General features: G+C 73.2%; 21 protein-coding genes and 2 pseudogenes. 11 read left to right on the top strand and 12 right to left on the bottom strand.

Going from position 1 to position 20585, the window contains the following annotated elements; translation table 11 throughout:
• The first annotated feature begins 153 nt into the window (after positions 1-153).
• The 3 genes and pseudogenes from ACWDAS_RS15070 (at position 154) to ACWDAS_RS15060 (ending at position 1707) form a co-directional block, all read left to right on the top strand.
• The gene (locus ACWDAS_RS15070; protein WP_450390022.1) at positions 154-831 is read left to right on the top strand and encodes a GAP family protein; all 678 of its coding nucleotides are present in this window, start codon (positions 154-156) and stop codon (positions 829-831) included.
• Positions 832-896: 65 nt separating this feature from the next.
• Positions 897-1142 (top strand): annotated as a pseudogene (locus ACWDAS_RS15065) (hypothetical protein); the annotation flags it as partial.
• A 49-nt stretch (positions 1143-1191) separates the two neighbouring features.
• Positions 1192-1707 (top strand): CGNR zinc finger domain-containing protein, encoded by a 516-nt coding sequence (locus ACWDAS_RS15060; protein ID WP_450390021.1) that lies wholly within the window; start codon positions 1192-1194, stop codon positions 1705-1707.
• A gap of 91 nt (positions 1708-1798) precedes the next feature.
• Here ACWDAS_RS15060 and msrA read toward each other — a convergent pair whose 3' ends face one another.
• Both msrA and msrB read right to left on the bottom strand, forming a co-directional pair.
• Positions 1799-2311, bottom strand: coding sequence for a peptide-methionine (S)-S-oxide reductase MsrA (gene msrA, locus ACWDAS_RS15055; RefSeq protein WP_450390018.1), 513 nt, complete (start codon positions 2309-2311; stop codon positions 1799-1801).
• A gap of 1 nt (position 2312) precedes the next feature.
• A complete protein-coding gene (msrB, locus tag ACWDAS_RS15050; RefSeq protein WP_450390016.1) occupies positions 2313-2780 on the bottom strand; it encodes a peptide-methionine (R)-S-oxide reductase MsrB in 468 nt (155 codons plus the stop codon).
• A 145-nt stretch (positions 2781-2925) separates the two neighbouring features.
• On the opposite strand from msrB, the gene ACWDAS_RS15045 reads away from it, so the two are divergent.
• On the top strand, positions 2926-3603 hold the full coding sequence (locus ACWDAS_RS15045; protein ID WP_450390013.1) for an RNA polymerase sigma factor: 678 nt from the start codon (positions 2926-2928) through the stop codon (positions 3601-3603).
• Positions 3600-3815 (top strand): hypothetical protein, encoded by a 216-nt coding sequence (locus ACWDAS_RS15040; RefSeq protein ID WP_450390011.1) that lies wholly within the window; start codon positions 3600-3602, stop codon positions 3813-3815. The genes ACWDAS_RS15045 and ACWDAS_RS15040 overlap by 4 nt, the downstream gene beginning before the upstream one ends.
• A 6-nt stretch (positions 3816-3821) precedes the next feature.
• Here the strand turns inward: ACWDAS_RS15040 and ACWDAS_RS15035 are convergent, their stop codons facing one another.
• Positions 3822-4748: a pyridoxamine 5'-phosphate oxidase family protein gene (locus ACWDAS_RS15035; protein WP_450390009.1), complete on the bottom strand. Its 927-nt coding sequence runs from the start codon at positions 4746-4748 to the stop codon at positions 3822-3824.
• Positions 4749-4861: 113 nt separating this feature from the next.
• On the bottom strand, positions 4862-5734 hold the full coding sequence (locus ACWDAS_RS15030) for an alpha/beta fold hydrolase (RefSeq protein WP_450390007.1): 873 nt from the start codon (positions 5732-5734) through the stop codon (positions 4862-4864).
• Between the two features lie 194 nt (positions 5735-5928).
• Between ACWDAS_RS15030 and ACWDAS_RS15025 the strand changes: the two genes are divergently transcribed.
• Complete coding sequence (locus tag ACWDAS_RS15025; RefSeq protein WP_450390004.1) at positions 5929-6525, top strand: GNAT family N-acetyltransferase; 597 nt, start codon at positions 5929-5931, stop codon at positions 6523-6525.
• Between the two features lie 113 nt (positions 6526-6638).
• On the opposite strand, the gene ACWDAS_RS15020 is transcribed toward ACWDAS_RS15025, so the two are convergent.
• On the bottom strand, positions 6639-7256 hold the full coding sequence (locus ACWDAS_RS15020) for an LAETG motif-containing sortase-dependent surface protein (protein WP_450390001.1): 618 nt from the start codon (positions 7254-7256) through the stop codon (positions 6639-6641).
• Positions 7257-7423: 167 nt separating this feature from the next.
• Here ACWDAS_RS15020 and ACWDAS_RS15015 point away from each other — a divergent pair, with 167 nt between their 5' ends.
• The gene (locus ACWDAS_RS15015) at positions 7424-8572 is read left to right on the top strand and encodes a HEAT repeat domain-containing protein (RefSeq protein WP_450389998.1); all 1149 of its coding nucleotides are present in this window, start codon (positions 7424-7426) and stop codon (positions 8570-8572) included.
• Between the two features lie 203 nt (positions 8573-8775).
• Entirely contained in the window at positions 8776-9345 is a 570-nt protein-coding gene (locus ACWDAS_RS15010) for a hypothetical protein (protein WP_450389996.1), read from the top strand.
• 119 nt (positions 9346-9464) lie between these two features.
• On the opposite strand, the gene ACWDAS_RS15005 is transcribed toward ACWDAS_RS15010, so the two are convergent.
• The 4 genes from ACWDAS_RS15005 to ACWDAS_RS14990 all read right to left on the bottom strand — a co-directional run bounded on the left by ACWDAS_RS15005 (position 9465) and on the right by ACWDAS_RS14990 (position 13540).
• Positions 9465-10274, bottom strand: a complete 810-nt coding sequence (locus ACWDAS_RS15005) for an ABC transporter ATP-binding protein (protein WP_450389994.1) — start codon at positions 10272-10274, stop codon at positions 9465-9467.
• Positions 10274-11365 (bottom strand): FecCD family ABC transporter permease, encoded by a 1092-nt coding sequence (locus ACWDAS_RS15000; protein WP_450389991.1) that lies wholly within the window; start codon positions 11363-11365, stop codon positions 10274-10276. The genes ACWDAS_RS15005 and ACWDAS_RS15000 overlap by 1 nt, the downstream gene beginning before the upstream one ends.
• Complete coding sequence (locus ACWDAS_RS14995; RefSeq protein ID WP_450389988.1) at positions 11362-12366, bottom strand: FecCD family ABC transporter permease; 1005 nt, start codon at positions 12364-12366, stop codon at positions 11362-11364. The genes ACWDAS_RS15000 and ACWDAS_RS14995 overlap by 4 nt, the downstream gene beginning before the upstream one ends.
• 118 nt (positions 12367-12484) lie before the next feature.
• The gene (locus ACWDAS_RS14990; protein WP_450389985.1) at positions 12485-13540 is read right to left on the bottom strand and encodes an ABC transporter substrate-binding protein; all 1056 of its coding nucleotides are present in this window, start codon (positions 13538-13540) and stop codon (positions 12485-12487) included.
• 258 nt (positions 13541-13798) lie between these two features.
• On the opposite strand from ACWDAS_RS14990, the gene ACWDAS_RS14985 reads away from it, so the two are divergent.
• Genes ACWDAS_RS14985 through ACWDAS_RS14975 form a run of 3 tightly spaced genes read left to right on the top strand, consistent with a single transcriptional unit; the run spans position 13799 to position 16556 of the window.
• Positions 13799-14248 (top strand): MarR family winged helix-turn-helix transcriptional regulator, encoded by a 450-nt coding sequence (locus tag ACWDAS_RS14985; protein ID WP_450389982.1) that lies wholly within the window; start codon positions 13799-13801, stop codon positions 14246-14248.
• Entirely contained in the window at positions 14245-16020 is a 1776-nt protein-coding gene (locus ACWDAS_RS14980; protein ID WP_450389979.1) for an MFS transporter, read from the top strand. The genes ACWDAS_RS14985 and ACWDAS_RS14980 overlap by 4 nt, the downstream gene beginning before the upstream one ends.
• Positions 15996-16556, top strand: coding sequence for a cysteine hydrolase family protein (locus ACWDAS_RS14975; protein WP_450389977.1), 561 nt, complete (start codon positions 15996-15998; stop codon positions 16554-16556). Before ACWDAS_RS14980 ends, ACWDAS_RS14975 begins: the two co-directional genes overlap by 25 nt.
• Here ACWDAS_RS14975 and ACWDAS_RS14970 read toward each other — a convergent pair.
• From ACWDAS_RS14970 to ACWDAS_RS14960, 3 genes and pseudogenes are all read right to left on the bottom strand, one after another.
• Positions 16537-17313: a hypothetical protein gene (locus ACWDAS_RS14970; RefSeq protein WP_450389975.1), complete on the bottom strand. Its 777-nt coding sequence runs from the start codon at positions 17311-17313 to the stop codon at positions 16537-16539. The genes ACWDAS_RS14975 and ACWDAS_RS14970 overlap by 20 nt on opposite strands.
• A gap of 32 nt (positions 17314-17345) precedes the next feature.
• Complete coding sequence (locus ACWDAS_RS14965; RefSeq protein WP_450389973.1) at positions 17346-17915, bottom strand: N-acetyltransferase family protein; 570 nt, start codon at positions 17913-17915, stop codon at positions 17346-17348.
• A 94-nt stretch (positions 17916-18009) separates the two neighbouring features.
• Positions 18010-20333: pseudogene (locus tag ACWDAS_RS14960) on the bottom strand (glycosyl hydrolase 2 galactose-binding domain-containing protein); the annotation flags it as partial.
• Between the last annotated feature and the right edge of the window lie 252 nt (positions 20334-20585).

The following is a 20585-nucleotide window of genomic DNA, read 5'->3' as shown; positions in this document are numbered from 1 at the left end:
CCTCCGCACCCACCCGTACCACCGCCCGGGGAACCCCCTTTTCGCCGTCGTGGATCGGAACAGCGAAGCAGAGGCACCGGACGGCCGCCGGATCGGTGCCGTCCGGGAAGGGCGCCCCGGGGTGGCCGGGCGTGCGGTTCGGGAGGAGGGCCATTGCTCATCCAGGCGATCGGGGCCGTGCTGCCCGCGGCGCTCGCCGTGGCGCTCAGCCCGTTCCCGCTCATCGGCGTCGTCCTGATCCTGGGCGGCTCGGACGGTCGCCGCAACGGCCCGCTCTTCGCGGCCGGGTGGGTCGCCGGACTCGTGGTCGTGGTCACCGTCGTCGCCGTGGCGTTCGGCGGGGCGCACGACCCCGACAGCGCCTCGTCGGCGATCGCCGACTGGGGCCGGGTGTGCGCGGGATCCGCGCTCGTCGTCCTCGGGGCTCGCAAGTGGTGGCGGCGCCCGAGGGCCGGTGACGAGGCCCCGGTGCCCCGGTGGATGGCCTCGCTCGACGACGCGACGGCCGGGCGGGCGCTGCTCCTCGGGGTGTTGCTGTCGGGTGCCAACCCGAAGAACCTCGTCCTGACGGCGTCGGCCGCCGCTTCGATCGCGGAGACCGGCGCGCAGAACGGGGACCTCGCCGCGGCCGCGGCCGTGTTCGTGCTCATCGGGTCCACCGCCGTGCTCGCCGCGCTCGCCCTCCACCTCTCGGGCGGGGAGCGGGCGCGGTCGTTCCTGTACGGCGTGCGCCGCTACATGGTGGCCAACAGCACCGTGATCACGGTGATCGTGCTGCTCGTCCTGGGCGCGAGCATCCTCGGCGACGGGCTCGGCGGACTGGGCCGCTGACGGACCGGACCGGTGCCGTCGGCCGGATCGTCTCGCTCGGCCTGGCGGCGCAACTGCTCAGGCGTCCCGGGGTCCTGCTGCTGGACGAGCCGACCAGCAACCTCGACCTCGTCAGCCTGGGGCAGGTGGAGAGCGCGCTCAACGCCTGCGAGGGCGCCTTCGTCGTGGTCGGCCACGACGTGCGGTTCCTCGCCGGGATCGGCGTCGACCGATGGCTGCGCCTGGCCGGCGGACGGCTGATGGAGGCCGGCTCGGCTCCCGCCGGGCCCGAAGCGCCTGACCCCCGCTCCGCACCGCGCGCGAGGGTGTAACCTGCAAAGGAGTATTGAGCGGTTACCCGGGAATGGGGGGGTGTCGAGGATGGCGGCCGACACGACGGACGAGGACTTCCTGCTGGAGCTGCTCAACACGACCCCGGTCGTCGACGGCGCCCGGGTGGACGAGCTGGCCGACCCCGAAAACGGCCGCCGCTGGCTGCGCGCGCACGGCGGCAGGGGGACGGCGCCGGAGCTGCGCCACCTGCTGGCGGCGCGCGACGCGCTGCAGGGCGTCGTGAGCGGGACGCGTGAGCCCGGTGACCTGCAGAAGCTGCTCACCGGCGTCGCCCGGGCACCACGGGTGACAGCGCACGGCATCGACTGGGCGCTCGAGGCCCCGGCCGACCGCATGCCGGCCGCCCGGGCCGTCACGATCTGGGGCGTGCTCCAGGAGAGCAGGCCGGGACGGCTGCGGCCCTGCGCCAACGACGAGTGCCGGCTGTTCCTGCTGGACCGCAGCAAGGCCAACACCGCCCGCTGGTGCTCCATGGCCGCGTGCGGCAACCGGATGAAGGCCAGGCGCCACCACCAGCGAGCGCGGGCCGCGGCCACCGGTTGAGCCCGCGCCCGCCCGGGCCCCGGAAGGGCCGGGCGGGCGCGGGGGCCGCCGCGCCGCCCGAGCCCGTCACCAGGGCGAGCGCGACGGGGTCTCAGTCCTTCGCGCGGGCGGGCAGTCGCCAGTTCGGCCGCGGGAAGTGGCAGGTGTAGCCCTCGGGGTAGCGCTCCAGGTAGTCCTGGTGCTCGGGCTCGGCCTCCCAGAAGGGCCCGACGGGCTCGACCTCGGTGACGACCTTGCCGGGCCACAGACCCGAGGCCTCGACGTCGGCGATGGTGTCCTCCGCGACCCGCTTCTGCTCGTCGTCCACGTAGTAGATCGCCGAGCGGTAGCTGAGGCCGATGTCGTTGCCCTGGCGGTTCTTCGTCGTCGGGTCGTGGATCTGGAAGAAGAACTCCAGGAGCGCGCGGTAGTCCGTCTTCTCCGGGTCGAAGAGGATCTCGATCGCCTCGGCGTGGGTGCCGTGGTTGCGGTACGTGGCGTTGGGCACGTCGCCGCCCGTGTAGCCGACCCGGGTCCCGACGACCCCGGGCTGCTTGCGGATCAGGTCCTGCATGCCCCAGAAGCACCCGCCCGCGAGAACGGCCCTTTGTGTCTGTCCTGCCATGTCAATCCTCCGTACTGGTCGTGTCACCATTGTCGAACAACCCGCGGTAGGCCCCGTAACCTTCCCGCTCCAGGTCGTCGGCGTGGACGAAGCGGAGCGAGGCCGAGTTGATGCAGTACCGCAGGCCGCCCGTCTGCCGGGGGCCGTCGGTGAAGACGTGGCCCAGGTGGCTGTCACCGCCCGCCGAGCGGACCTCGGTGCCCAGGATCGGGTGGCTCAGCTCGGTCCTCTCCACGACGTTCCGGCGCTCCAGCGGCCGGGTGAAGCTCGGCCAGCCGCTATGGCTGTCGTACTTGTCGGCGGAGGCGAACAGCGGCTCCCCGGAGACCACGTCCACGTAGATCCCCGGCTCCTTGTTGTCCCAGTAGGCGCCGGTGAAGGCGCGCTCGGTGCCGTTCTCCTGCGTCACGCGGTACTGCTCGGGTGACAGGCGGGAGACGGCCTCCGGGTTCCTGCGGTATTCGGTCACGGTCCCTCCTCGCTCGGGGCGCTTTTTTCCGTACGCCCATTGGTGGCGGGAACCGGCCCGGTCTTACCTGTCGGGAGCGGCCGATCTCCGCGCTGTGGAGGGCGCCGCCCGGGAGGTGCGGGCGGCCGCGTCTAGGATGCGCTTCATGGGTTCCGCAGAGCACGACGGACAGGCCGGTGACGGGGGCGGGGGCGGCCGGTCCATGGACGCGGAGTCCGCGGAGTGGGTGCGGTCGCTGTCGTCGCGCGGTGAGGCCTACGAGGAGGCGAGCAGCCGTCTGCACGCGATGCTGCTGCGGATCGCGTACGCCGAGCTGAACCGGCGCGGTTCCCGGCACGGCATCACCGGGCCGGAGCTGGACGACATCGCCCACCAGGCCGCGGCCGACGCGCTGCTGTCGATCACGCGCAAGATCGGCGGGTTCCGGGGCGACAGCCGCTTCACGACCTGGGCGTACAAGTTCGTCATGAACGAGGTGTCCACCAAGGTCGGCCGGCACTTCTGGCGCACGTCCGGCGTGCAGTTCGAACCCGAGCACTGGGAGCGGCTCCCGGACCGGCTGGGCCTGGACCCCGTACGGCAGAGCGAGGCCCGCGAGCTGGTCGAGGCGCTGCGCGAGGCCGTCGACGAGGAGCTCACCGAACGCCAGCGGCGGGTCTTCACCGCCCTGGTGGTCAACGGTGTGGACGCCGAGATGCTCGCCGCGGAGCTCGGGACGAACCGCAACGCGCTCTACAAGACGATGTTCGACGCGCGACGTAAGCTCCGCGCGCGGCTCGCAGCCAATGGACATCTGCCCCTGACGACGGCGAGGCGCTCATGAACGAATGGCAGAGCCTGGACGACCTCTTGCGCACCGACCCCCATGACCCCGGCTGCGACGGGGCGCTGGACCTGATGGACGTCTACCTGGAGCTGTTCCTGGCGGACGCGGCGCCCGAGGAGCGGTACCCCGGTGTCGCGGCGCACCTGCGCGGCTGCGCGGCGTGCGAGGAGGACTTCCGCGGCCTGCTGGCCGCGGTGACCGGCACCTGACCGCCGTCAGGCGGTGAGCGGCGGGTTGAGGCGGTACGGGACGACGCCGGCGGCGTGGACCGGCATCCGGCCGACTGCGACGCGCCGCGGGGTGAAGCGGACCCGGCGGCCGGTGCCGCCGTCGTCGCCGGCCGCCCCCGGCGTGATCCAGTCGACGGCCGCGGTGCCGGACAGCTGCAGCGCCGTGCCGGTGGCGAAGTCGACGAAGAGCAGGGCCGCGGCCGGGTCGGAGGCCAGATTGCCGAGGCTGTTGAACATGTTGTTGCCGGGGTAGTCCGGCCACCACAGTCCGCCGTCGGCCTCGACGCGGACGAAGCCCGGCGAGCCGCCCTTGTGGGAGGTGTCGGCGCCCCGCTCGGGGTGGGCGGTGCCGAGGAAGAAGGTGTCGGCCCGGCGCACCAGCGCCGCCTGTGCGGTGTCGAGCCGGTCGGTGGTCCGAGGTCCGGCCGCCGGCGTGTCCTCGGCGCCGGTGACGCCAGGTGGTGCGGGGTCGAGGCGGCGCTGCTGGATGTACTGAGGGCAGTTCCCGTAGGCCTGGTCGACGGCGAGCTCGAAGCCGCCCTCGGTGGCGGTGAGGGTGCCGTTGAGCCGCAGCCGGCGGCGGGTCGCGAAGTCGATCACGATCAGGCCCGCCTGCCCGCCGTCCGGGAGTCCGGCCAGGGGGTCGTCCGCGCCGGGCCGGGCGGCGACGCGCAGGACGTCGTCCCGGGTGCTGAGGAAACCGGGGGCGCCGACGACGGGTGAGACCCACAGCCGGCCGTTCCCGTCGCGTGCGCTGAGCACCGCCAGGTCGCGGTCGGCCAGGAAGCGGCTCACTCCGCCGTCCAGCCGGGGCGGGGCGAGCATGCCGCGCAGGCGCGCGGCCTCGAGCGCGACGCCGGCGCGTCGCTGGACGGCGAGTTCTCCCTCGTGGAATCCGGAAAGGCGGGTCATCTCGCTCGCTCTCCTCGTGCGGTGGCGTGCTGTGTCCGTGTTCGTGTGCGTGCGCGTGTCCGTGCCGTCCGGCCGGTCGGGGTGGCCGGACGGCACGGGGGTGCGGGGCCCGCTCAGCGGGTGAGCCCGGCCTTGTCGAGGAAGCCGAGAACCAGCTCCGCGACGGGCTCGACGTGGGTCTCCAGGAGGAAGTGGCCCCCGTCGAGGAGGTGCACCTCCGCTTGCTGCGCGTCGTCCGCGAACGCCCGGGCGCCGTCGGGCCCGAAGATGGGGTCGTGCTCGCCCCAGACGGCGAGCACGGGTACCGCGTGGGTGCGCAGGTACTCGTGCAGGCGCGGGTACAGCGGGATGTTCGTCGCGTAGTCGCGGAACAGCGTGAGCTGCACGAGGTCGTTGCCGGGCCGGGAGACCAGCTGGAAGTCGTGGTGCCAGGTGTCGGGGCTGACGGTGCTCTCGTCCGCCACCCCGGTGACGTACTGCCACTTGATGCCCTCGAGGGTCAGCGCCCCGCGCACGCCGGCCTCGGTCTCGGGGGTCTGCTCGCGCTGGTAGGCGCGCACGCCCTCCCAGAACTCCTCGACGAACCCGGCCTCGTACCCGTTGCCGTTCTGGGTGACGATCGCCGTGACGGCCTCGGGGTCGTTCAGCGCCAGGCGCCAGCCGATCGGCGCTCCGTAGTCCTGGACGTAGAGCGCGTAGCGCGTGACGCCGAGCCGGTCGAGAAGGCCCTTGGTGAGGCCGGCGAGGGCGTCGAAGGAGTAGTCGAACGCGTCGGCGGCCGGGGCGTCGGAGAGGCCGAAGCCCAGGTGGTCGGGCGCGATGACGCGGTAGCGGCCGGCAAGCCGCGGAATCAGGTCGCGGAACATGAACGAGCTGGTCGGGAAGCCGTGGAGGAGCACGATCACGGGGGCGTCCTCGGCGCCCGCCTCGCGGTAGAAGAGCCGGTGCCCCTGGACCTCGGCGTAGCGGTGGTGCACGGTGACCATGTCTAACCCCTTGGATTCGCTTCGATGGTTATATGGAAGCAGGGTAGGTGTAACCTGTCAAGCCGGTTATGGGGGTTAGTGCGATGGAGATGGGAAGTGACGGCGGCCCCCTGGTGTTGTGGATGGCCACAGGGGACTTGGGGCCCCGCCGGACGTACGGCCGGCGGAGCCCGCGACAGGGACGGAAGACGCAGATGACTGTCACGGCCACCGCGCAGCGCGCGAAGGGCATCGAGGAAACCCGGATCGTCACTCCCCGGCTGGTCCTGAGGCCATGGCGCGCCGATGACGCCGAGGCGGCACTGGCCGTCTACGGAACCGAGGACGTGACCCGCTGGCTGGCCCCGGCGATGACCCGGCAGCCGGACGTCGCCTCCATGCGGGAGCTGCTGCGGTCGTGGGAGGCGGGCGGAACGACCCTGGAACGACCCGCCGGACGCTGGGCCGTCGAGCTGCGCGAGAGCGCTGAACTGGTGGGCGGTGCCACCGTCCTGCCGCTGCCGCCGCACGGGGTCGACCTCGAGATCGGCTGGCAACTGGCCCGCCGGGTCTGGGGCAGGGGCCTGGCCACCGAGGCCGGACGCGCCCTGGCGCGGTATGCCTTCGCGTCGGGCGTCGACGAACTCTTCGCCGTGGTGCGCCCGCGGAACGACCGCGGCGCCGCCACCGCACGGAGCGTCGGCATGGAATGGGTCGGCGAGACCGAGAAGTACTACGACCTGCGGTTGCAGGTGTACCGGCTGCGCAAGGGTGAGTTCGAGGCCTCCGGCGCGGCCGCCGCGGGAGCCTGACGCGGCCCGGAGGATCCGGGTCCCGAAAAGCCGGGTGCCGGACCGTACGGAGCACGGTCCGGCACCCTTGCGTCATGTACGGCGCGTTCCCGCGCCGTCGTCAGCGACCGAGGTCAGTGACGGGCGGCGGCGCGGCGCTTGCGGTTCGCGAAGAGCAGACCGCCACCGGCGAGCAGCGCGACGGCGGCACCGCCGGCGAGCAGCGGGGTGGAGCTGGAGGCACCCGTCTCGGCGAGGTCGCCGGCCGGGGACTCGTCGGTGGACGGGGTCGAGGGCGCCGCGGAGGGGGCGGTGCTCGCCGACTCGCTGGGGGACGGGGACGCGGTGGTCTTCGTCTCCGTCGGAGTGGGCGTGGGCGTGGCCGTCTGGCCCTCGCAGACCGGGGCGGTCTTGTCGTCCTCGAACGAGTACTGGTCGCTGTCGCCCGCCTTCACGCTGAGGTGCAGCTTCACCTCGGCGGTGTGCGCGGGCAGGTCGATGGTGTCCTCGAACGAGCGGCCGAAGGTCTGCTCGGCCAGCAGAACCTTGCCGTCCGCGGTGACGCTCACGGTGTTCTTGACGTCGCCGTTGTAGGCCCTCAGGTGGAGCTCCACCTTCGAGCAGTCCACGGTCCAGTCACGGGTGTGGGCGGACGCCGGGGTGGCGCAGAGGCCGAGGCCGATCACGCCGGTGGCGGCGGCTGCTATCAGGGTGCCGGGGCGGTACCAGGCACGGCGGGGGGATGCGGTCACAAGTTCTCCAGGCTGTCGTTAAATCCGATGCCGATGGCAGCCGCAATGTACTCCCCCTCTCCTCACGGCTCACTGCCGCCCCACAGCTAACGCGGAAACGCGGGCGAAAGGGCCCGGTTCGCCGGATGCGCACGGGCGTTGTCAGACCCCTGCTGAAGACTGCCGCCATGTCCGCGAACGACGCCACCGCCGCCCTCCCCGCCCCGGCCGCACTGCTGTTGGAGACCGACTGGGCCGCGCTCGCCCACGCCTACGGGCCCGCCGACGGCACCCCGGAGGACCTCCTCGGTCTGCTGCACGACGACCCCGCGGTGCAGGCCGAGTCGCTGGGCCGGCTGGAGATGTCCGTCCTGCACCAAGGGTCGTTGTACTCCGCCACCCCGCCGGCCGCGCTGTTCGTGGCGGGCATCCTCGACGACCCCCGGACGCTCGCCGTTCACGAGGATTTCTTCCCCTGGGACGACCGGGTGCGCCCGCTGCGCGGCGCGCTCCTGGAGTGGCTGGGTGAGGTCGCCGATTCCGCGGCGTACGAGGACGGGGAGGAGGGCGAGGGCGAGGACGAGGAGTGGGCGGAGGAGATCGCGGCGATCGAGGCGTGCCGGGCCGTGCGGCCGCAGTTGTTCGACGCCGTCACGCCGTGGCTGGACGACGCGGACGCCACCGTCAGGGAGGCGGCCCTCGGCGCCGTCACGCATCTGCTCCGCGCGCCCGAACTCGCCGGCCGCGTACACACCGTGGCCGAACGGCTGGAACGGGTCGCCCGGGGCGGCGGAGACCGCCGCGAACGGGCGGCCGCCCTCCTGGCCTTGGGTACCTGGGGCCATGACACCGGGGACTTCCTGACGGACGCCGACCCGGCGGTGCGCGCCTGCGCCGCCCTGGGCAGCGACCGTCCGGGCGCCGTGCCGGTCCTGCTCGACGCGCTCGCGGACCCGGTGGCCGCCGACGCATGGTTCGACGAGCCGCTGCCCCAGTTCGACGGCTGGTTCCGCTTCACGCTGCTGCGCGGACTGCTCGACCGCGCCGGGCACTTCGAACAGGTCCTGCCGGCCGCCCTCGCGCTGGTGCCGATGTGCAGCCAGTACACGGTCGACAGCGAGTGGGGCCCGCTCCTCGCCTCCGCCTTCCCGGCCCCGTACGCCCCCGAGGTCCCGCTGACGGCCGCCCAGCGTGCCTTCCTGCAGGCCCTGGTGGATCGCGACGCCTGCTGGGGACACATCGCCAACCGCGACTCCTGGCTGCGGGCCGCGGGACTGCCCACGCGGCGCGAGCCACTGCGGGACCTCCTCGCCGCGGCGCCGCCCGGCCCCCGCTGAAGAGCACGGCTCGGTCCGCCCAACGGCGTTGCCGCACCGCCCCGGTGCGGGCACCCGGCAGAGGCCGGGAAGAATGGACGCCGTGAACGACGGGGGCGGGGGCGACGGCCTCGCGCGGCTGCTCGCGCGGGCCGGGCTGGAGATCGTGGGGGAGCGGGGCGAGGGGACCGAGGACGTCCTGCCGCCCCGCGTCGCGTGGCGGGGTGATCGCGGGCAGTACGGTGCCGACCGCATCCGTACCCGCCGACCACGACGACCTGGTCGGCGAAGTGAACGCCCGGTGGCACGCGCTGGCGACCCGGCACGGCGTCATCGACGCCCACGGCGTGTTCCTCCTCGACGTGGCGGGCGACCGTGCCGGGCCCGGGCCCCGCCGCTGGACCCGGGTGCGGCTCACCGGTGAGTGGGACCTCGCCGGTGTTCTCGGGGACCGCCCGGGACAGCCGGAGTTCGTCACCCTGTCCACCGACGGCGACACCCTGCTCGGAGTGACGAGCGAGGAGTACGAGGTCTGGGTCGTCGCGCTGGACCGCCTGGGCGGGCGACAGGAGGCCGCCGCGCAGGCGGAGGCGCGGGAAACCCCGCAGGAACGCGAGACCGCCTGGACCTCGCTGCTGCGGGGGCCGCGACCCACGAAGCGGTTGTCCGTGCTGTGGGCGCACGGGCTGGCACGCCATCCGGCAGCGCCCGAGGACGTCCTGAGGGCACTCGTCGGCCACTCCTTCCACCTGGCGTGGCGTCGCACGCAGGGCCCTGCCCTGGTGCTCGCCTGACGGCTCCGGTGCCGGCGGGGGAGGTGACGGCGGTGGTGGTCGGCGACCAGCCGGCGCAGTTCCGCCTCGGCGGACGTCGGCCGGCCCGGGTCGCGCCCCAGGCGCCCCCTGGCGGGCCGTCAGTCCGCCGCCGTGGGCTGCCAGGGGACGCCAGGGACGACGAGGGGGCTGCCCGTGACCGGGTCGGGGACGATGACCGAGGTCAGACCGAAGACCTCGCGGACCAGTTCCGCCGTGACGATGTCACGCGGCGGGCCCTGGGCGACGATCCGGCCGGACTTCATGGCGATGAGGTGGTCGGCGTAGCGGGCGGCCTGGTTGAGGTCGTGGAGCACGGCGACGACCGTGCGGCCGCGCCGGTGGTTGAGCCGGCGGACCAGGTCCAGCACCTCGACCTGGTGGGCGATGTCGAGATACGTGGTCGGCTCGTCCAGCAGGAGCAGATCGGTGTCCTGGGCGAGGGCCATGGCGATCCACACCCGCTGCCGCTGTCCGCCGGACAGTTCGTCCACCGGCCGGTCTGCGAGGTCGGCGGTCGCGGTGTGCTCCAGCGCCTCGGCGACGGCGCGTTCGTCGGCCTCGGACCACTGCTGCCACCACTTCTGGTGCGGCTGCCGCCCGCGCGCCACGAGGTCGGCGACGGTGATGCCGTCCGGCGGGGTGGGGCTCTGCGGCAGCACGCCGATGGTGCGGGCGATCTGCCGGCCGGGGATCCGGGCGAGCTCGGTGCCGTCGAGCAGGACCGTGCCGGCGCGCGGCTTGAGGAGCCGGCCCAGCGCGCGCAGCAGCGTGGACTTGCCGCAGGCGTTGGGGCCGACGATGACGGTGACCCGGCCGTCGGGGATCTCCAGGTCCAGGCCGTCGACGACGGTCCGGTCCTCGTACGCCAGGGTCAGGGCCTGGGCGGTGAGTCGGCTCGTACGGCTCATCAGGTGGTGCCTCCGGAACGGCTGCGGGTGCGGGCGATCAGCCACATCAGATACGGCGCGCCCACCGCTGCGGTGACGACGCCGACGGGGAGTTCGACGGGGGAGAACAGGCGCCGGGCCAGCAGATCCGCCACGACGACCACGAGGGCCCCCGTCAACGCCGAGGACAGCAGCGGGATCTGCGCCGTACGGGTCAGCCGGCGGGCGATCTGGGGGGCGAGGAGGGCGACGAAGTCGACCGGTCCGGTGGCGCCGGTCGCCACCGAGGCCAGGACGATGCCGAGTGCGGTCAGGCCGAGCCGCACCCGGTCCAGCCGGATGCCGAGCGCGGTGGCGGTGTCGTCGTCGAAGGCCGCCCCGCGCTGGGCCCTGGCCGCCCACAGCGCCGCCGGAACGGCGAGCAGCAGGACCGTCGCCAGGGGCGCGGCCTGGTCGTAGCCGCGGCTGTTCAGGGATCCCGTCAGCCAGACCTTGGCCTGCTGCGCGACGAGGAAGTCGCCCTTGGTGAGGAACAGTTGCGTCAGGGAGCCCAGGGCGACCGAGACGCCGATGCCGACGAGGACGAAGCGCGAGGCGTGCAGACCGCGCCGCCAGGCGAAGACGTAGACCAGCAGCGCCGCCGCGAGACCGCCGGTGATCGACACGTACGGCAGCGCGCTGTACGAGACGAGACCGAAACTCATCGCGGCGACCGTCGCCGCGCCCGCGCCGTGGGTCACCCCGATGACGTCGGGGCTGGCCAGCGGATTGCACGCGACGGTCTGGACCAGGGCGCCCGCGACCCCGAAGGCGACCCCGGCCAGCAGGCCCACCACCAGGCGGGGAAGGCGCAGCGTGCCGACCACGAGCTGGTCGGGGCTGGGCCGGCCGAGCAGGACGTTCACGACCTCCACGGGGGAGACGAAGGACTCGCCGACGCACAGGTACGCCACGACGGCCGCCAGCAGCAGCACGGCGAGCACCAGGGCGACGACGACCGCGCGGCGGTGCACCAGGAAACTGCCCCGCCCGGGGCGCAGCAGGGCGTGCCCGGCAGGGCGCACGGACACCGGGACGGGCGTGGGCGCGGTCGTGCGGCTCGTGCGGCTCATGCGGCGACCACCGTCCGGCGCCGCACGAGCGCGATCAGGAACGGCACGCCGAGCAGGGCGGTCATGACGGCCACCGGAACCTCCGAGGGCGGGAAGACGATACGGCCGAGCACGTCGGAGACGAGGATCATCACCGGTCCGAGCAGGGCGGCCACCGGCAGCACCCAGCGGTGCGCCGCGCCGACCAGGGCCCGTGCGATGTGCGGAACGGCCAGGCCCGTGAAGGCGATCGGCCCGACGGCGGCCACGGCCGCGCCGGTCAGCACGGTCGCCCCCACCGCGCCGAGGACGCGCAGCAGGGCGACGTTGTGGCCGAGGCCCTTGGCGGCGTCGTCGCCGAGCGCGAGCGCGTCCAGGCCCCGGGCCATCGCCGCGGCCAGCAGCAACCCGACTGCCACGAACGGCCAGATCCGGCCGATGACGTCGCTGCCGCGGCCGCTGATCGAGCCGACCTGCCAGAACCGGAACTCGTCCAGGGCGCGGGCGTCGGTGGTGACGATCCCGGAGACCACCGAGGCGAGGAAGGCGTTCATCGCCGCGCCCGCGAGCGCGAGCTTGACGGGGGAGGCCCCGCGGTACCCGCCCGCGGCGACGGCGTAGACGGCGACGGCCGCCAGCGCCGCGCCCACGAAGGCGAACCAGACGTAGCCGGTGAGCGTGTGCACGCCGAGGAACGCGATCGCGCACACCACCCCGACGGACGCGCCCTGGCTGACGCCCAGGATGCCGGGTTCGGCGATGGGGTTGCGGGTGATGCCCTGCATCACGGTCCCGGCGACGGCGAGGGCGGCGCCGGCCAGTACGCCGATGACGGTACGCGGCACGCGCAGCGCCCGTACCACCTGGGCGTCGTCACTGGTGCCGCCGTGCAGCAGAGCCTGGACCACCTCGCCGGGGGCGATCTGACGGCTGCCGACGGCCAGGCTCAGCAGGACGGCGATCAGCAGCATCACCGCGCATCCCACCAGCCAGGCGATACGGCGACGGGTCGGTCGCGCCATGCGCCGCGCTCACTCTCTCTTTCCGGTTTCCGGTCCTACACGTTCCGGGTCGTACGGGCGCAGGGCGCCGGCGGGCACAGCGGCCCGCCGGCGCCCGGCACTCGACGGCCTCGCGGGCTCACGCCGTGAGGTGCTTCTCCAGGTCGTCGAGGACCGCGTTGGCCGCGGTGACCCCGAGCCCGAGGTACCAGGTCTCGTCGGGAACGTCGAAGGCGTGGCCGTCCTTGACCGCCTTGAGGTTCTTCCACAGCGGGTTGCCCTGGGCCTTGGTCCTGTCGGTGGCCTTGGGGTCGCCGTAGACGCCGGTGAAGATGTAGTCCGCGTCGGCCTGGTCGATGTTCTCGGCGCTGATCTCCGCGGCCAGGTCCTCGATGTCCTGGTTCTTCGGCCGCGGGATGCCGACGTCCTTGAGGATGGTGCCGATGAAGGAGTCGTTCGCGTAGAGGCGGATCTTGCCCTCGGGCATGTAACGCACCATCGACACGGTCGGCTTGTCTGCGCCCAGCTTCGCGCCGAGGGCCTGCGCCTTCTTCTCGTAGGCCGCGAGGTTCGCCTTGGCCTGGGCGGTCTTGTCCAGTGCCGCCGCGTTGAGGAGGTAGTTCTGCTTCCACGTGAAGCCGGGGCGGATGGAGAAGACGGTCGGCGCGATCTGCGACAGCTCGTCGTAGGAGTCGGCGGCGCGCAGCTGGCTGCCGAGGATCAGGTCCGGCCTGAGCGCGGCGATCGCCTCGAGGTTGAGGCTGTTGACGGTGCCGACGTTCGCGGGCTTGCCCGCGTCGCCCTTCAGGTACGACGGCAGTTCCGGCGAGCCCTCGGTGGGCGCGAGGCCGACCGGCTTCACGCCGAGCGAGACAACGTTATCGAGCTCGCCGACGTCCAGGACGACGACCCGCTTGGGCTGTGCCTTGAGGACGGTGCTGCCCATCGCGTGCGTGATGGTGCGCGGCCACTCGCCCGGCTTGGCGGTGGTGCCCATCGCGGCGGTCTTCTCCGCGGCGTCCGCGAAGTCCTCGCCGCCCTGGGCCACCGACTTCGCGTCCTTGGCCCCCGCGGTCGCGGAAGCGGCCGCGCTGCTCTCCTTCCCGTTGCTGCTGGACCCGCCGCAGGCCGCCAGGGACAGCGCGGCGGCGATGGCGACAGCGACGGCGGCAGTGCCGCGGCGCCGAAGAGACATGTGAAGGCTCCTGTAGCTGTGGTTCACCTTTGAAGTATTAGGCGAGCCTAACCTTATGTGGAGCCTGCGAGTCCAGCGCAAGGGGGGTGTCCCTGCGCTCCGCGCGCCCCTGCGGTGTCGCGGCGCCGGTGGGGCGCGGTCGCCCAAGTCCCGGGCGCCCAGGGGGGCGAGAGTTTGCCGCGTGGCCGGCGCCGCCCCGGATGGCCGACCCGGCGTGCAGGTAGTTACATCAGATTGATTAAGCTATTGTTATTACTTATGGATGCGAAGGCACTCGAAGCCGGTGACCCGACCGAGGTCGGGGCCGCGCTGCGGCTGACCGTCGGCCGGATCGCCCGGCGGTTGCGGCAGGCGCACGCCGTCGGGGACGTCACACTGTCGGAGGTGTCGGTACTCGCCCGGCTGGACCGGGACGGCCCGGACTCGCCGGGATCGCTGGCCGAACTGGAGCGGGTGCGCCCGCAGGCGATGGCGACGACGCTGGCCGGGCTGGAGGAGCGCGGGCTGGTGAGCAGACGGCCGGACGCCTCCGACAAACGGCGCGTCGTGATGACGGTGACGGACGCGGGGCGCAAGGTGCTCGCTGACCGGCGGTCGGAATCGGTGCAGCGGCTGGGCGCGGTGCTGAACGAGGAGTTCAGCGCCGGCGAACGGCGGCAGCTGGTGGACGTGCTGCCCCTGCTGGACCGCCTCTCGGAGAAGCTGTGACCCCCGCACCGGCGACGGCGGCCGCCCCGCGCGACGACGGGGGCCGCTACAAGTGGGTCGCGCTGTCGAACACCACGCTCGGCGTGCTGATCGCCACCATCGACGCCTCGATCGTGATCATCTCCCTGCCGGCGATCTTCCGCGGCATCGGCCTCGACCCGCTCGCCCCCGGCAACATCGGCTATCTGCTCTGGATGATCCTCGGCTACCTGCTGGTCTCGGCCGTCCTGGTGGTCGTGCTCGGCCGGCTCGGCGACATGTTCGGCCGGGTCCGGATGTACAACCTGGGCTTCGCGATCTTCGCCTGCGCGTCGCTCGCGCTCTCCCTGGACCCGCTCAAAGGCGGCGGCGGGGCCCTCTGGCTGATCGGCTTCCGGATCGTGCAGGCCGTCGGCGGGTCGATGCTCACGGCGAACTCGGCGGCCATCCTCACCGACGCCTTCCCCGCCCGGCAGCGCGGAATGGCGCTGGGCATCAACCAGATCACCGCGCTCGCGGGCCAGTTCCTCGGGCTCATCGCGGGTGGGCTGCTGGCCACCGTCGACTGGCGCGCCGTGTTCTGGGTCAGCGTCCCCATCGGCATCGTCGGCACCGTCTGGTCGTACCGCAGTCTCCGCGAGACCGGCGCGCGGAAGCCGGGCCGCGTGGACTGGATCGGCAACCTCACGTTCACCGCCGGGGCCGGCGGCCTGCTCGCCGCCATCACGTACGGCATCCAGCCCTACGGCGGTCACCCCACCGGCTGGACCAACCCCTGGGTGCTCGGAGGCCTGACCGCGGGCGTGCTGCTGCTCGTGGCGTTCTGCGCCGCGGAGACCCGTGTCGCGGAGCCGATGTTCCAGCTCGGGCTGTTCCGGATCCGCGCGTTCGCCGCGGGGAACATCGCGGTGCTGCTCACCGCGATCGCCCGCGGCGGCCTGCAGTTCACACTCATCATCTGGCTGCAGGGCATCTGGCTGCCGCTGCGCGGCTACGACTTCGAGCAGACCCCGCTGTGGGCCGGCGTCTTCATGCTGCCGCTGACCGTGGGCTTCCTCATCGCGGGCCCGCTGTCCGGGCACCTGTCGGACCGCTTCGGCGCGCGCCTGTTCTCCACCACCGGACTGCTCCTGGTGGCGGCCGCGTTCGTCGGGCTGCTGGCGCTCCCGGTCGACTTCCCGTACCCCGCGTTCGCGGCACTGCTGCTGGTGAGCGGCATCGGTCAGGGCATGTTCTCGGCCCCCAACACCTCGGCGATCATGGGGAGTGTCGCGCCCGGACAGCGTGGCGTGGCCTCCGGCATGCGCTCCACGTTCCAGAACTCCGGCACCGCGCTCTCCATCGGGCTGTGCTTCTCGCTGATGGTCTCCGGGCTGGCCGGCTCGCTGCCGCACGCGCTGGACAGCGGACTGCGGGCGAACGGCGTGCCCGCCGGCACGGCCGGGCAGGTCGCGGGACTGCCGCCGGTGAGCACGCTGTTCGCCACCTTCCTCGGCAACAACCCCATCAGCCATCTGCTCGGGCCGAGCGGAGTCCTCGGCACCCTGCCCGAGCACCAGGTCCACACCCTGACCGGTACGGCCTTCTTCCCCACCCTGGTCTCCGGTCCCTTCCACCACGGGCTCGTCACCGTCTTCGGCGCCGCCACCGTCATGGCCGTGACCGCCGCGCTCGCCTCGGCGCTGCGCGGCCGCCGGAACACCCCCGCGGCGAGCCGTCCCGGCGACGACGCGAACGACACGCACGACACGCACGAAGGACGGCAGGCATGGCGCACAGCGCACTCCTCGTGATGGACGTCCAGCGGGCCATCACGGACCGCTTCACCGGGGACGCCGGATACCTCCCCCGGGTGCGTGACGCGATCGACGCCGCCCGTGCCGCGGACGTCCCCGTCATCCACGTGGTGATCGGATTCCGCGCCGGGCACCCGGAGATCAGCCCCCGCAACAAGGCCTTCGGGGCGCTCGCCCGGACGGGCGGATTCGCCGCGGGCGACCCGGGCGCGGAGATCCACCCGGACGTGGCCCCCGCTCCCGGCGACATCGTCGTCACCAAGAAGCGCGTCAGCGCCTTCGCGGGCAGCGACCTCGACATGGTCCTGCGGGCGGGCGGCGTCGACAGCCTCGTCCTGACCGGCATCGCCACCGGCGGCGTGGTCCTCTCCACGCTGCGTCAGGCCGCCGACCTGGACTACGGCCTCACCGTCCTGGCCGACGGGTGCCTGGACTCCGACCCCGAGGTGCACCGCGTGCTCACCGAGAAGGTGTTCCCCCGGCAGGCGGATGTCGTCAGCGTGGAGGAGTGGATCACGTCCGTCGCGCACTGACCCCGGCGTGAGGCTTTCCGTGCCCGCCGAGGGCGCGGGCGAGCCGCTCCCACTGGGCGACGGTGACGCCGGCGTTCCGCAGCACCCCGGAATCCCGCAACGCGGTGTCCACCGGCGTGGGCGCACCGCCACCGCTGAGCGGCGAGCCCCACGCTGGGTCGTGCCAGACCTCGTTCCTCAGTCCCCGGACGAGGCACCCGGCCGTGAGCGCCGCGGTCTCCTCCGGAGCCCCGACGCCGACGAGCGCGCCGGCGATCCCAGGCCCTGCCTCCGCCGCGTGCCGGTCGCCGTCGACGAGGAAGGGCAGCAGGAGCAGCAGCCGGGCGGCGGGATCGAGCACGCCCGGGACGGTCCCGGACCGCGGCACCGCCCCGGCGACGTGGGCCAGTTCGCGCCAGTTCGGACCGGTGCCGTACCAGTCTCCGTCGTACGAGGACAGCACTTCCGCGCGGGCCCAGTCGGGATGCGTGAGCAGGAAGTCGAGCCCCGCGTCACCGTCGAGGTTCCGGTACACCACGACGGCGCAGTGCCCGTCCCCGAAGGGCACCCGGAAGACCGGCCAGGCCCCCTCGTCGAACACCACCTCGACCATGGCGTCCGTGTCGGCCCCGTCGTCCCCGAACCACTCCGGCTCGGGCCGCTCTCCGCCCGGCCCGGCCGCGCACCACCCCAGGAGATGGTTCGCCCAGAAACCGGGCCGGGCCAGGAGTGGCTCCCCCGCCGTCAGCGGTCCGTAGTCGTATCCCTTGATCAGCACGCGCGCAAGGATGCCACGCGCCGCGGGCCGGGTCAGGGCCGCGGTACGGCGCCGACCGACGTCGCGGCGGCGGGCACGCGACCGCGCAGGTCGAGGCGGAGCCGTACGAAGTCCGCGCCACCGGGGCCGGGTCGGCGCCCGCCGTCCGGGACCCAGCCGTGGCGCGCGTAGAAGGCCAGGGCTCGGCTGTTGCGCTCCCAGGCGTCCAGCAGCCCGGTGTCCAGGGACGCGTCGCGGAGGAACCGCACGAACTCCGCGTGGAGCCGGGCACCGACCCCGTGGCCCCACCGGTCCGGGCGGACATGGATCCAGTGCAGCTCGCCGGAGGCCGACGGGGCGTCGGCGTCGTCCTTGGGCGGGCCCATGGCCACGACGCCGATCACCTCGGTGTCCTGGACGGCGCACAGCACGGTCATCGTGCTCGACTGGACGGCACGCGCCCAGGACGCGCGGCGGCGGGCCGACCCGCCGGGGCTGTCGATCTCGGACCCGGGCACGCCGCCCGCCTGGTAGTAAGCGGCACGTGCCTGGGTGTGCACGTCCACGATGGCCGCCAGGTCGCCGAACCGCGCCGGGCGGATGAGGGCTGGAGAATTCGTCACCTGCTGTCAGACGTCCGCATGGTGGGACGGGGTTCCCGCCGGGGCCGGCCGCCGTGGCGGTCACCGGTCAGGTGACCGCCGCGGCCGCCACCGCCTACGGTTGCGCCGTGGTGCGGGGCACGTTGTAGCCGTCGAGCCGCAGCTTCGGGCGCTTGGACGGCAGCGCCCCGGCGGGCCAGGACAGGGTGACCGTACGGCTCTCGCCGGGGAGGAGCCACAGGTAGTTGTCGCTGTACAGGGTCGGCAGCACCCGGTCGCCGCGCCTGGCGTCGACCAGGGAGAGCCGGACCAGGGCGGCCACCGAGGCACCCCGGTTGCCCACCCGCGCGGTCAGGCCGTGGCGGCCTCCGGAGAGGTCCGTGTCCGTCACGTCCGCGGCGACCCGGGTCTGCGCGGCCTTGTTCAGGGCCTGCATGTCCTCGGGCTTGCGGTAGCGCCAGTAGACGTTCTCGGACAGCACCTCGCCATGACGGTCCGTCAGCCGCAGCCGCAGCCGCAGCAGATGGAAGGCCGGCAGGGCGTCCGTCCAGGCGACGGAGAACGCGTCGGCCGTGGCGGACGCGGGGACGTCCACCGTCCCGTGCCGCTCCGCGGACAGCGGATGGCCGGACAGGTCGTACAGCCGCGCCGAGACGGTGGCGCCCGTGACCGGCCGGGGCGTGTGGTTGACCGCGACGACCTGCCCGCTCACCGGATCGGCCTGCACGTGGATTGGTTCGGCGGCCTTGCGGACCCCGTAGTATGCGCCGTTGACGTCGAAGTCGTAGTCGTAGGTCTGCCACACCGTGCTGTACCAGGCGGGGTGCGACATCCACAGCATCAGGCCGCCGGCGTCGTCGCACAGGCGGCCGTTCCACGCCTCGAACATGGCGCGGAAGTTCTCGTAGTTGACGAACTGCGCCTTGCGGCAGAAGTCGTCGAGGTCCTCGGCGGCGCCGAGCCGGCCCTCGACGGCCGCGCGGTAGTTCTGCGGCGCCTGGTTGCCGCGGGTGCTCCAGTCGTGGTGGTACCAGACACCGCCGACGGGCACTCGGGTTCGTCGCCGGCCAGACGCCGCATCGTCTCGGCGGTCGACACGACCGGCGTCCCGATCTCGGTGTGGAAGCCGAAGTTGCCGCTGCCGTAGGTGGAAGCCGAGTAGTACCGCTCCGGCTCGACCCAGCCGTACGGGCCGCCACCGGAGACGATGCCGCCCGCCGAGTTGTTCTGGTACAGCAGGCCGGGCGGCTCCGCGCGCACCGCGGCGCGCATCCCGTCGTCGACGGAGGAGGAGGCGGCCTCCTTGTGCAGGGCCAGGTCGACGTCGGGCACGGAGCTGTCGGCGACCGACAGGCCCCACATCGACGAGCCCCAGTCGGTCGCCCGCGTCCGGCACAGGACGCGCACGTACCGGGCCTTGCGGCGTGCGAAGGTGACCGTCTGCGCGTACGCGTCGGAGCCGGACTGGAACGTCAGCGGCACGTCGTACTCGTAGCCGAACTGGCGCAGGCCGAAGCGCGTGGTGCGCCGGTCGCTCTCCTGCCCGGCGACGGACGCGGTCAGGGTCAGCCGGTGCAGCTCCGGCTCGCCGTAGCCGTTGGGCCACCACAGCTTCGGGTCGCGCAACCGCAGTTGCGCGTGCGAGGCCGGGCTGAAGACGACGCCGGCGCTCTCACCGCCCGGCACGGTGACCGTCTGCCGCACGCGCACGCCGTCGAAGGCGGCGGCCACGGTGACGGCTGTCGCGTCGGAGGCCGCGTTGCGGACCGGGACGACGACGGTCACCTCGGCGGTGCGCGTGTCGGGCAGGTCCGGCAGCGTGGTGTCCACGCGGGGGTCGCCGAGGACGACGTCCCCGGTGGAGCGCAGCCGAACGCGGTTCCAGATGCCGGCGGCCCGGTCGCGTACCGCCGGCATCCAGTCCCAGCCCGAAGAGGCCAGGTAGGTGGGGGAGTTGCGGTTCATCATGTTCGCGCCGGCGTCCACGAACGCGAGACCGGCGGGACCCTTGTCCCCGGGGCTGCCGGGGAACGGCATGGGGGAGATCCGCACGGCGAGGGCCTGGGCGCCGTCGGCCGCCAGCAGGGCGGTCACGTCGTAGGCGGCACGGGCGAACGGGAAGGTGAGCGTGCCGGCCTGCTTGCCGTTGAGCCAGACGTCCGCCTCGTGGTTGACGCCGTCGAACTCGAGCCAGACGCGGCGTCCGGCGCCGGTGCGCAGGCCCTTGGGGAGGCTGAACTCGCGCCGGTACCACCAGGAGTGGTGGGAGAGGGCCTCCGGGATGTGGAGGTTGGCGAAGCCGGCCACCGGATCGGGCAGATGCCCCTCGCTCACGAGTGAGGACAGCACGGTTCCGGGCACCGTCGCGGGCAGCCAGCGACTGGTGTCCACGGACGGCTGCGACAGCTCCGCGCCCTCGCCGCCGGCCCAGTCGTCCATGCGCGGGAAGGACGGCGCCGTGACGGAGGCGGCGCTGCCCGCCCGCTCGCTGACCTGAGCCCACCGGGGCCTCGCGCGTCGCCCTTCCGTGCCCGGTGGCAGCGGTCAGCCCGTAGGGCGCCGCCCCGGATGGTGGCGACGCGCGCGTCCGGCTCGACCGAGACCCGTCACATGCCGGCCAGGCCGATCGTCAGCCTGCCGTCCCGCAGGGCCCGGCCCACAGTCGTGGCCGGCGCCACGCGCTCAAAGGGG

This window comes from Streptomyces sp. NPDC001070 (genome assembly GCF_053598835.1).
Note: the sequence above shows the minus strand (reverse complement) of the source record. Positions and strands in the feature narration are given on the sequence as shown.

What these genes read in the sequence shown, in the direction of transcription:
- ACWDAS_RS15030 (WP_450390007.1), bottom strand. Translation starts at nt 5,734, where the DNA reads ATGGTCACCGTGCACCACCGCTACGCCGAGGTCCAGGGGCACCGGCTC.
- ACWDAS_RS15015 (WP_450389998.1), top strand. Translation starts at nt 7,424, where the DNA reads ATGTCCGCGAACGACGCCACCGCCGCCCTCCCCGCCCCGGCCGCACTG.
- ACWDAS_RS15005 (WP_450389994.1), bottom strand. Translation starts at nt 10,274, where the DNA reads ATGAGCCGTACGAGCCGACTCACCGCCCAGGCCCTGACCCTGGCGTAC.
- msrA (WP_450390018.1), bottom strand. Translation starts at nt 2,311, where the DNA reads ATGGCAGGACAGACACAAAGGGCCGTTCTCGCGGGCGGGTGCTTCTGG.
- ACWDAS_RS14985 (WP_450389982.1), top strand. Translation starts at nt 13,799, where the DNA reads ATGGATGCGAAGGCACTCGAAGCCGGTGACCCGACCGAGGTCGGGGCC.
- ACWDAS_RS15040 (WP_450390011.1), top strand. Translation starts at nt 3,600, where the DNA reads ATGAACGAATGGCAGAGCCTGGACGACCTCTTGCGCACCGACCCCCAT.
- ACWDAS_RS14995 (WP_450389988.1), bottom strand. Translation starts at nt 12,366, where the DNA reads ATGGCGCGACCGACCCGTCGCCGTATCGCCTGGCTGGTGGGATGCGCG.
- ACWDAS_RS15045 (WP_450390013.1), top strand. Translation starts at nt 2,926, where the DNA reads ATGGGTTCCGCAGAGCACGACGGACAGGCCGGTGACGGGGGCGGGGGC.
- ACWDAS_RS14990 (WP_450389985.1), bottom strand. Translation starts at nt 13,540, where the DNA reads ATGTCTCTTCGGCGCCGCGGCACTGCCGCCGTCGCTGTCGCCATCGCC.
- ACWDAS_RS15025 (WP_450390004.1), top strand. Translation starts at nt 5,929, where the DNA reads ATGACTGTCACGGCCACCGCGCAGCGCGCGAAGGGCATCGAGGAAACC.
- ACWDAS_RS15000 (WP_450389991.1), bottom strand. Translation starts at nt 11,365, where the DNA reads ATGAGCCGCACGAGCCGCACGACCGCGCCCACGCCCGTCCCGGTGTCC.
- ACWDAS_RS15035 (WP_450390009.1), bottom strand. Translation starts at nt 4,748, where the DNA reads ATGACCCGCCTTTCCGGATTCCACGAGGGAGAACTCGCCGTCCAGCGA.
- ACWDAS_RS15060 (WP_450390021.1), top strand. Translation starts at nt 1,192, where the DNA reads ATGGCGGCCGACACGACGGACGAGGACTTCCTGCTGGAGCTGCTCAAC.
- ACWDAS_RS14975 (WP_450389977.1), top strand. Translation starts at nt 15,996, where the DNA reads ATGGCGCACAGCGCACTCCTCGTGATGGACGTCCAGCGGGCCATCACG.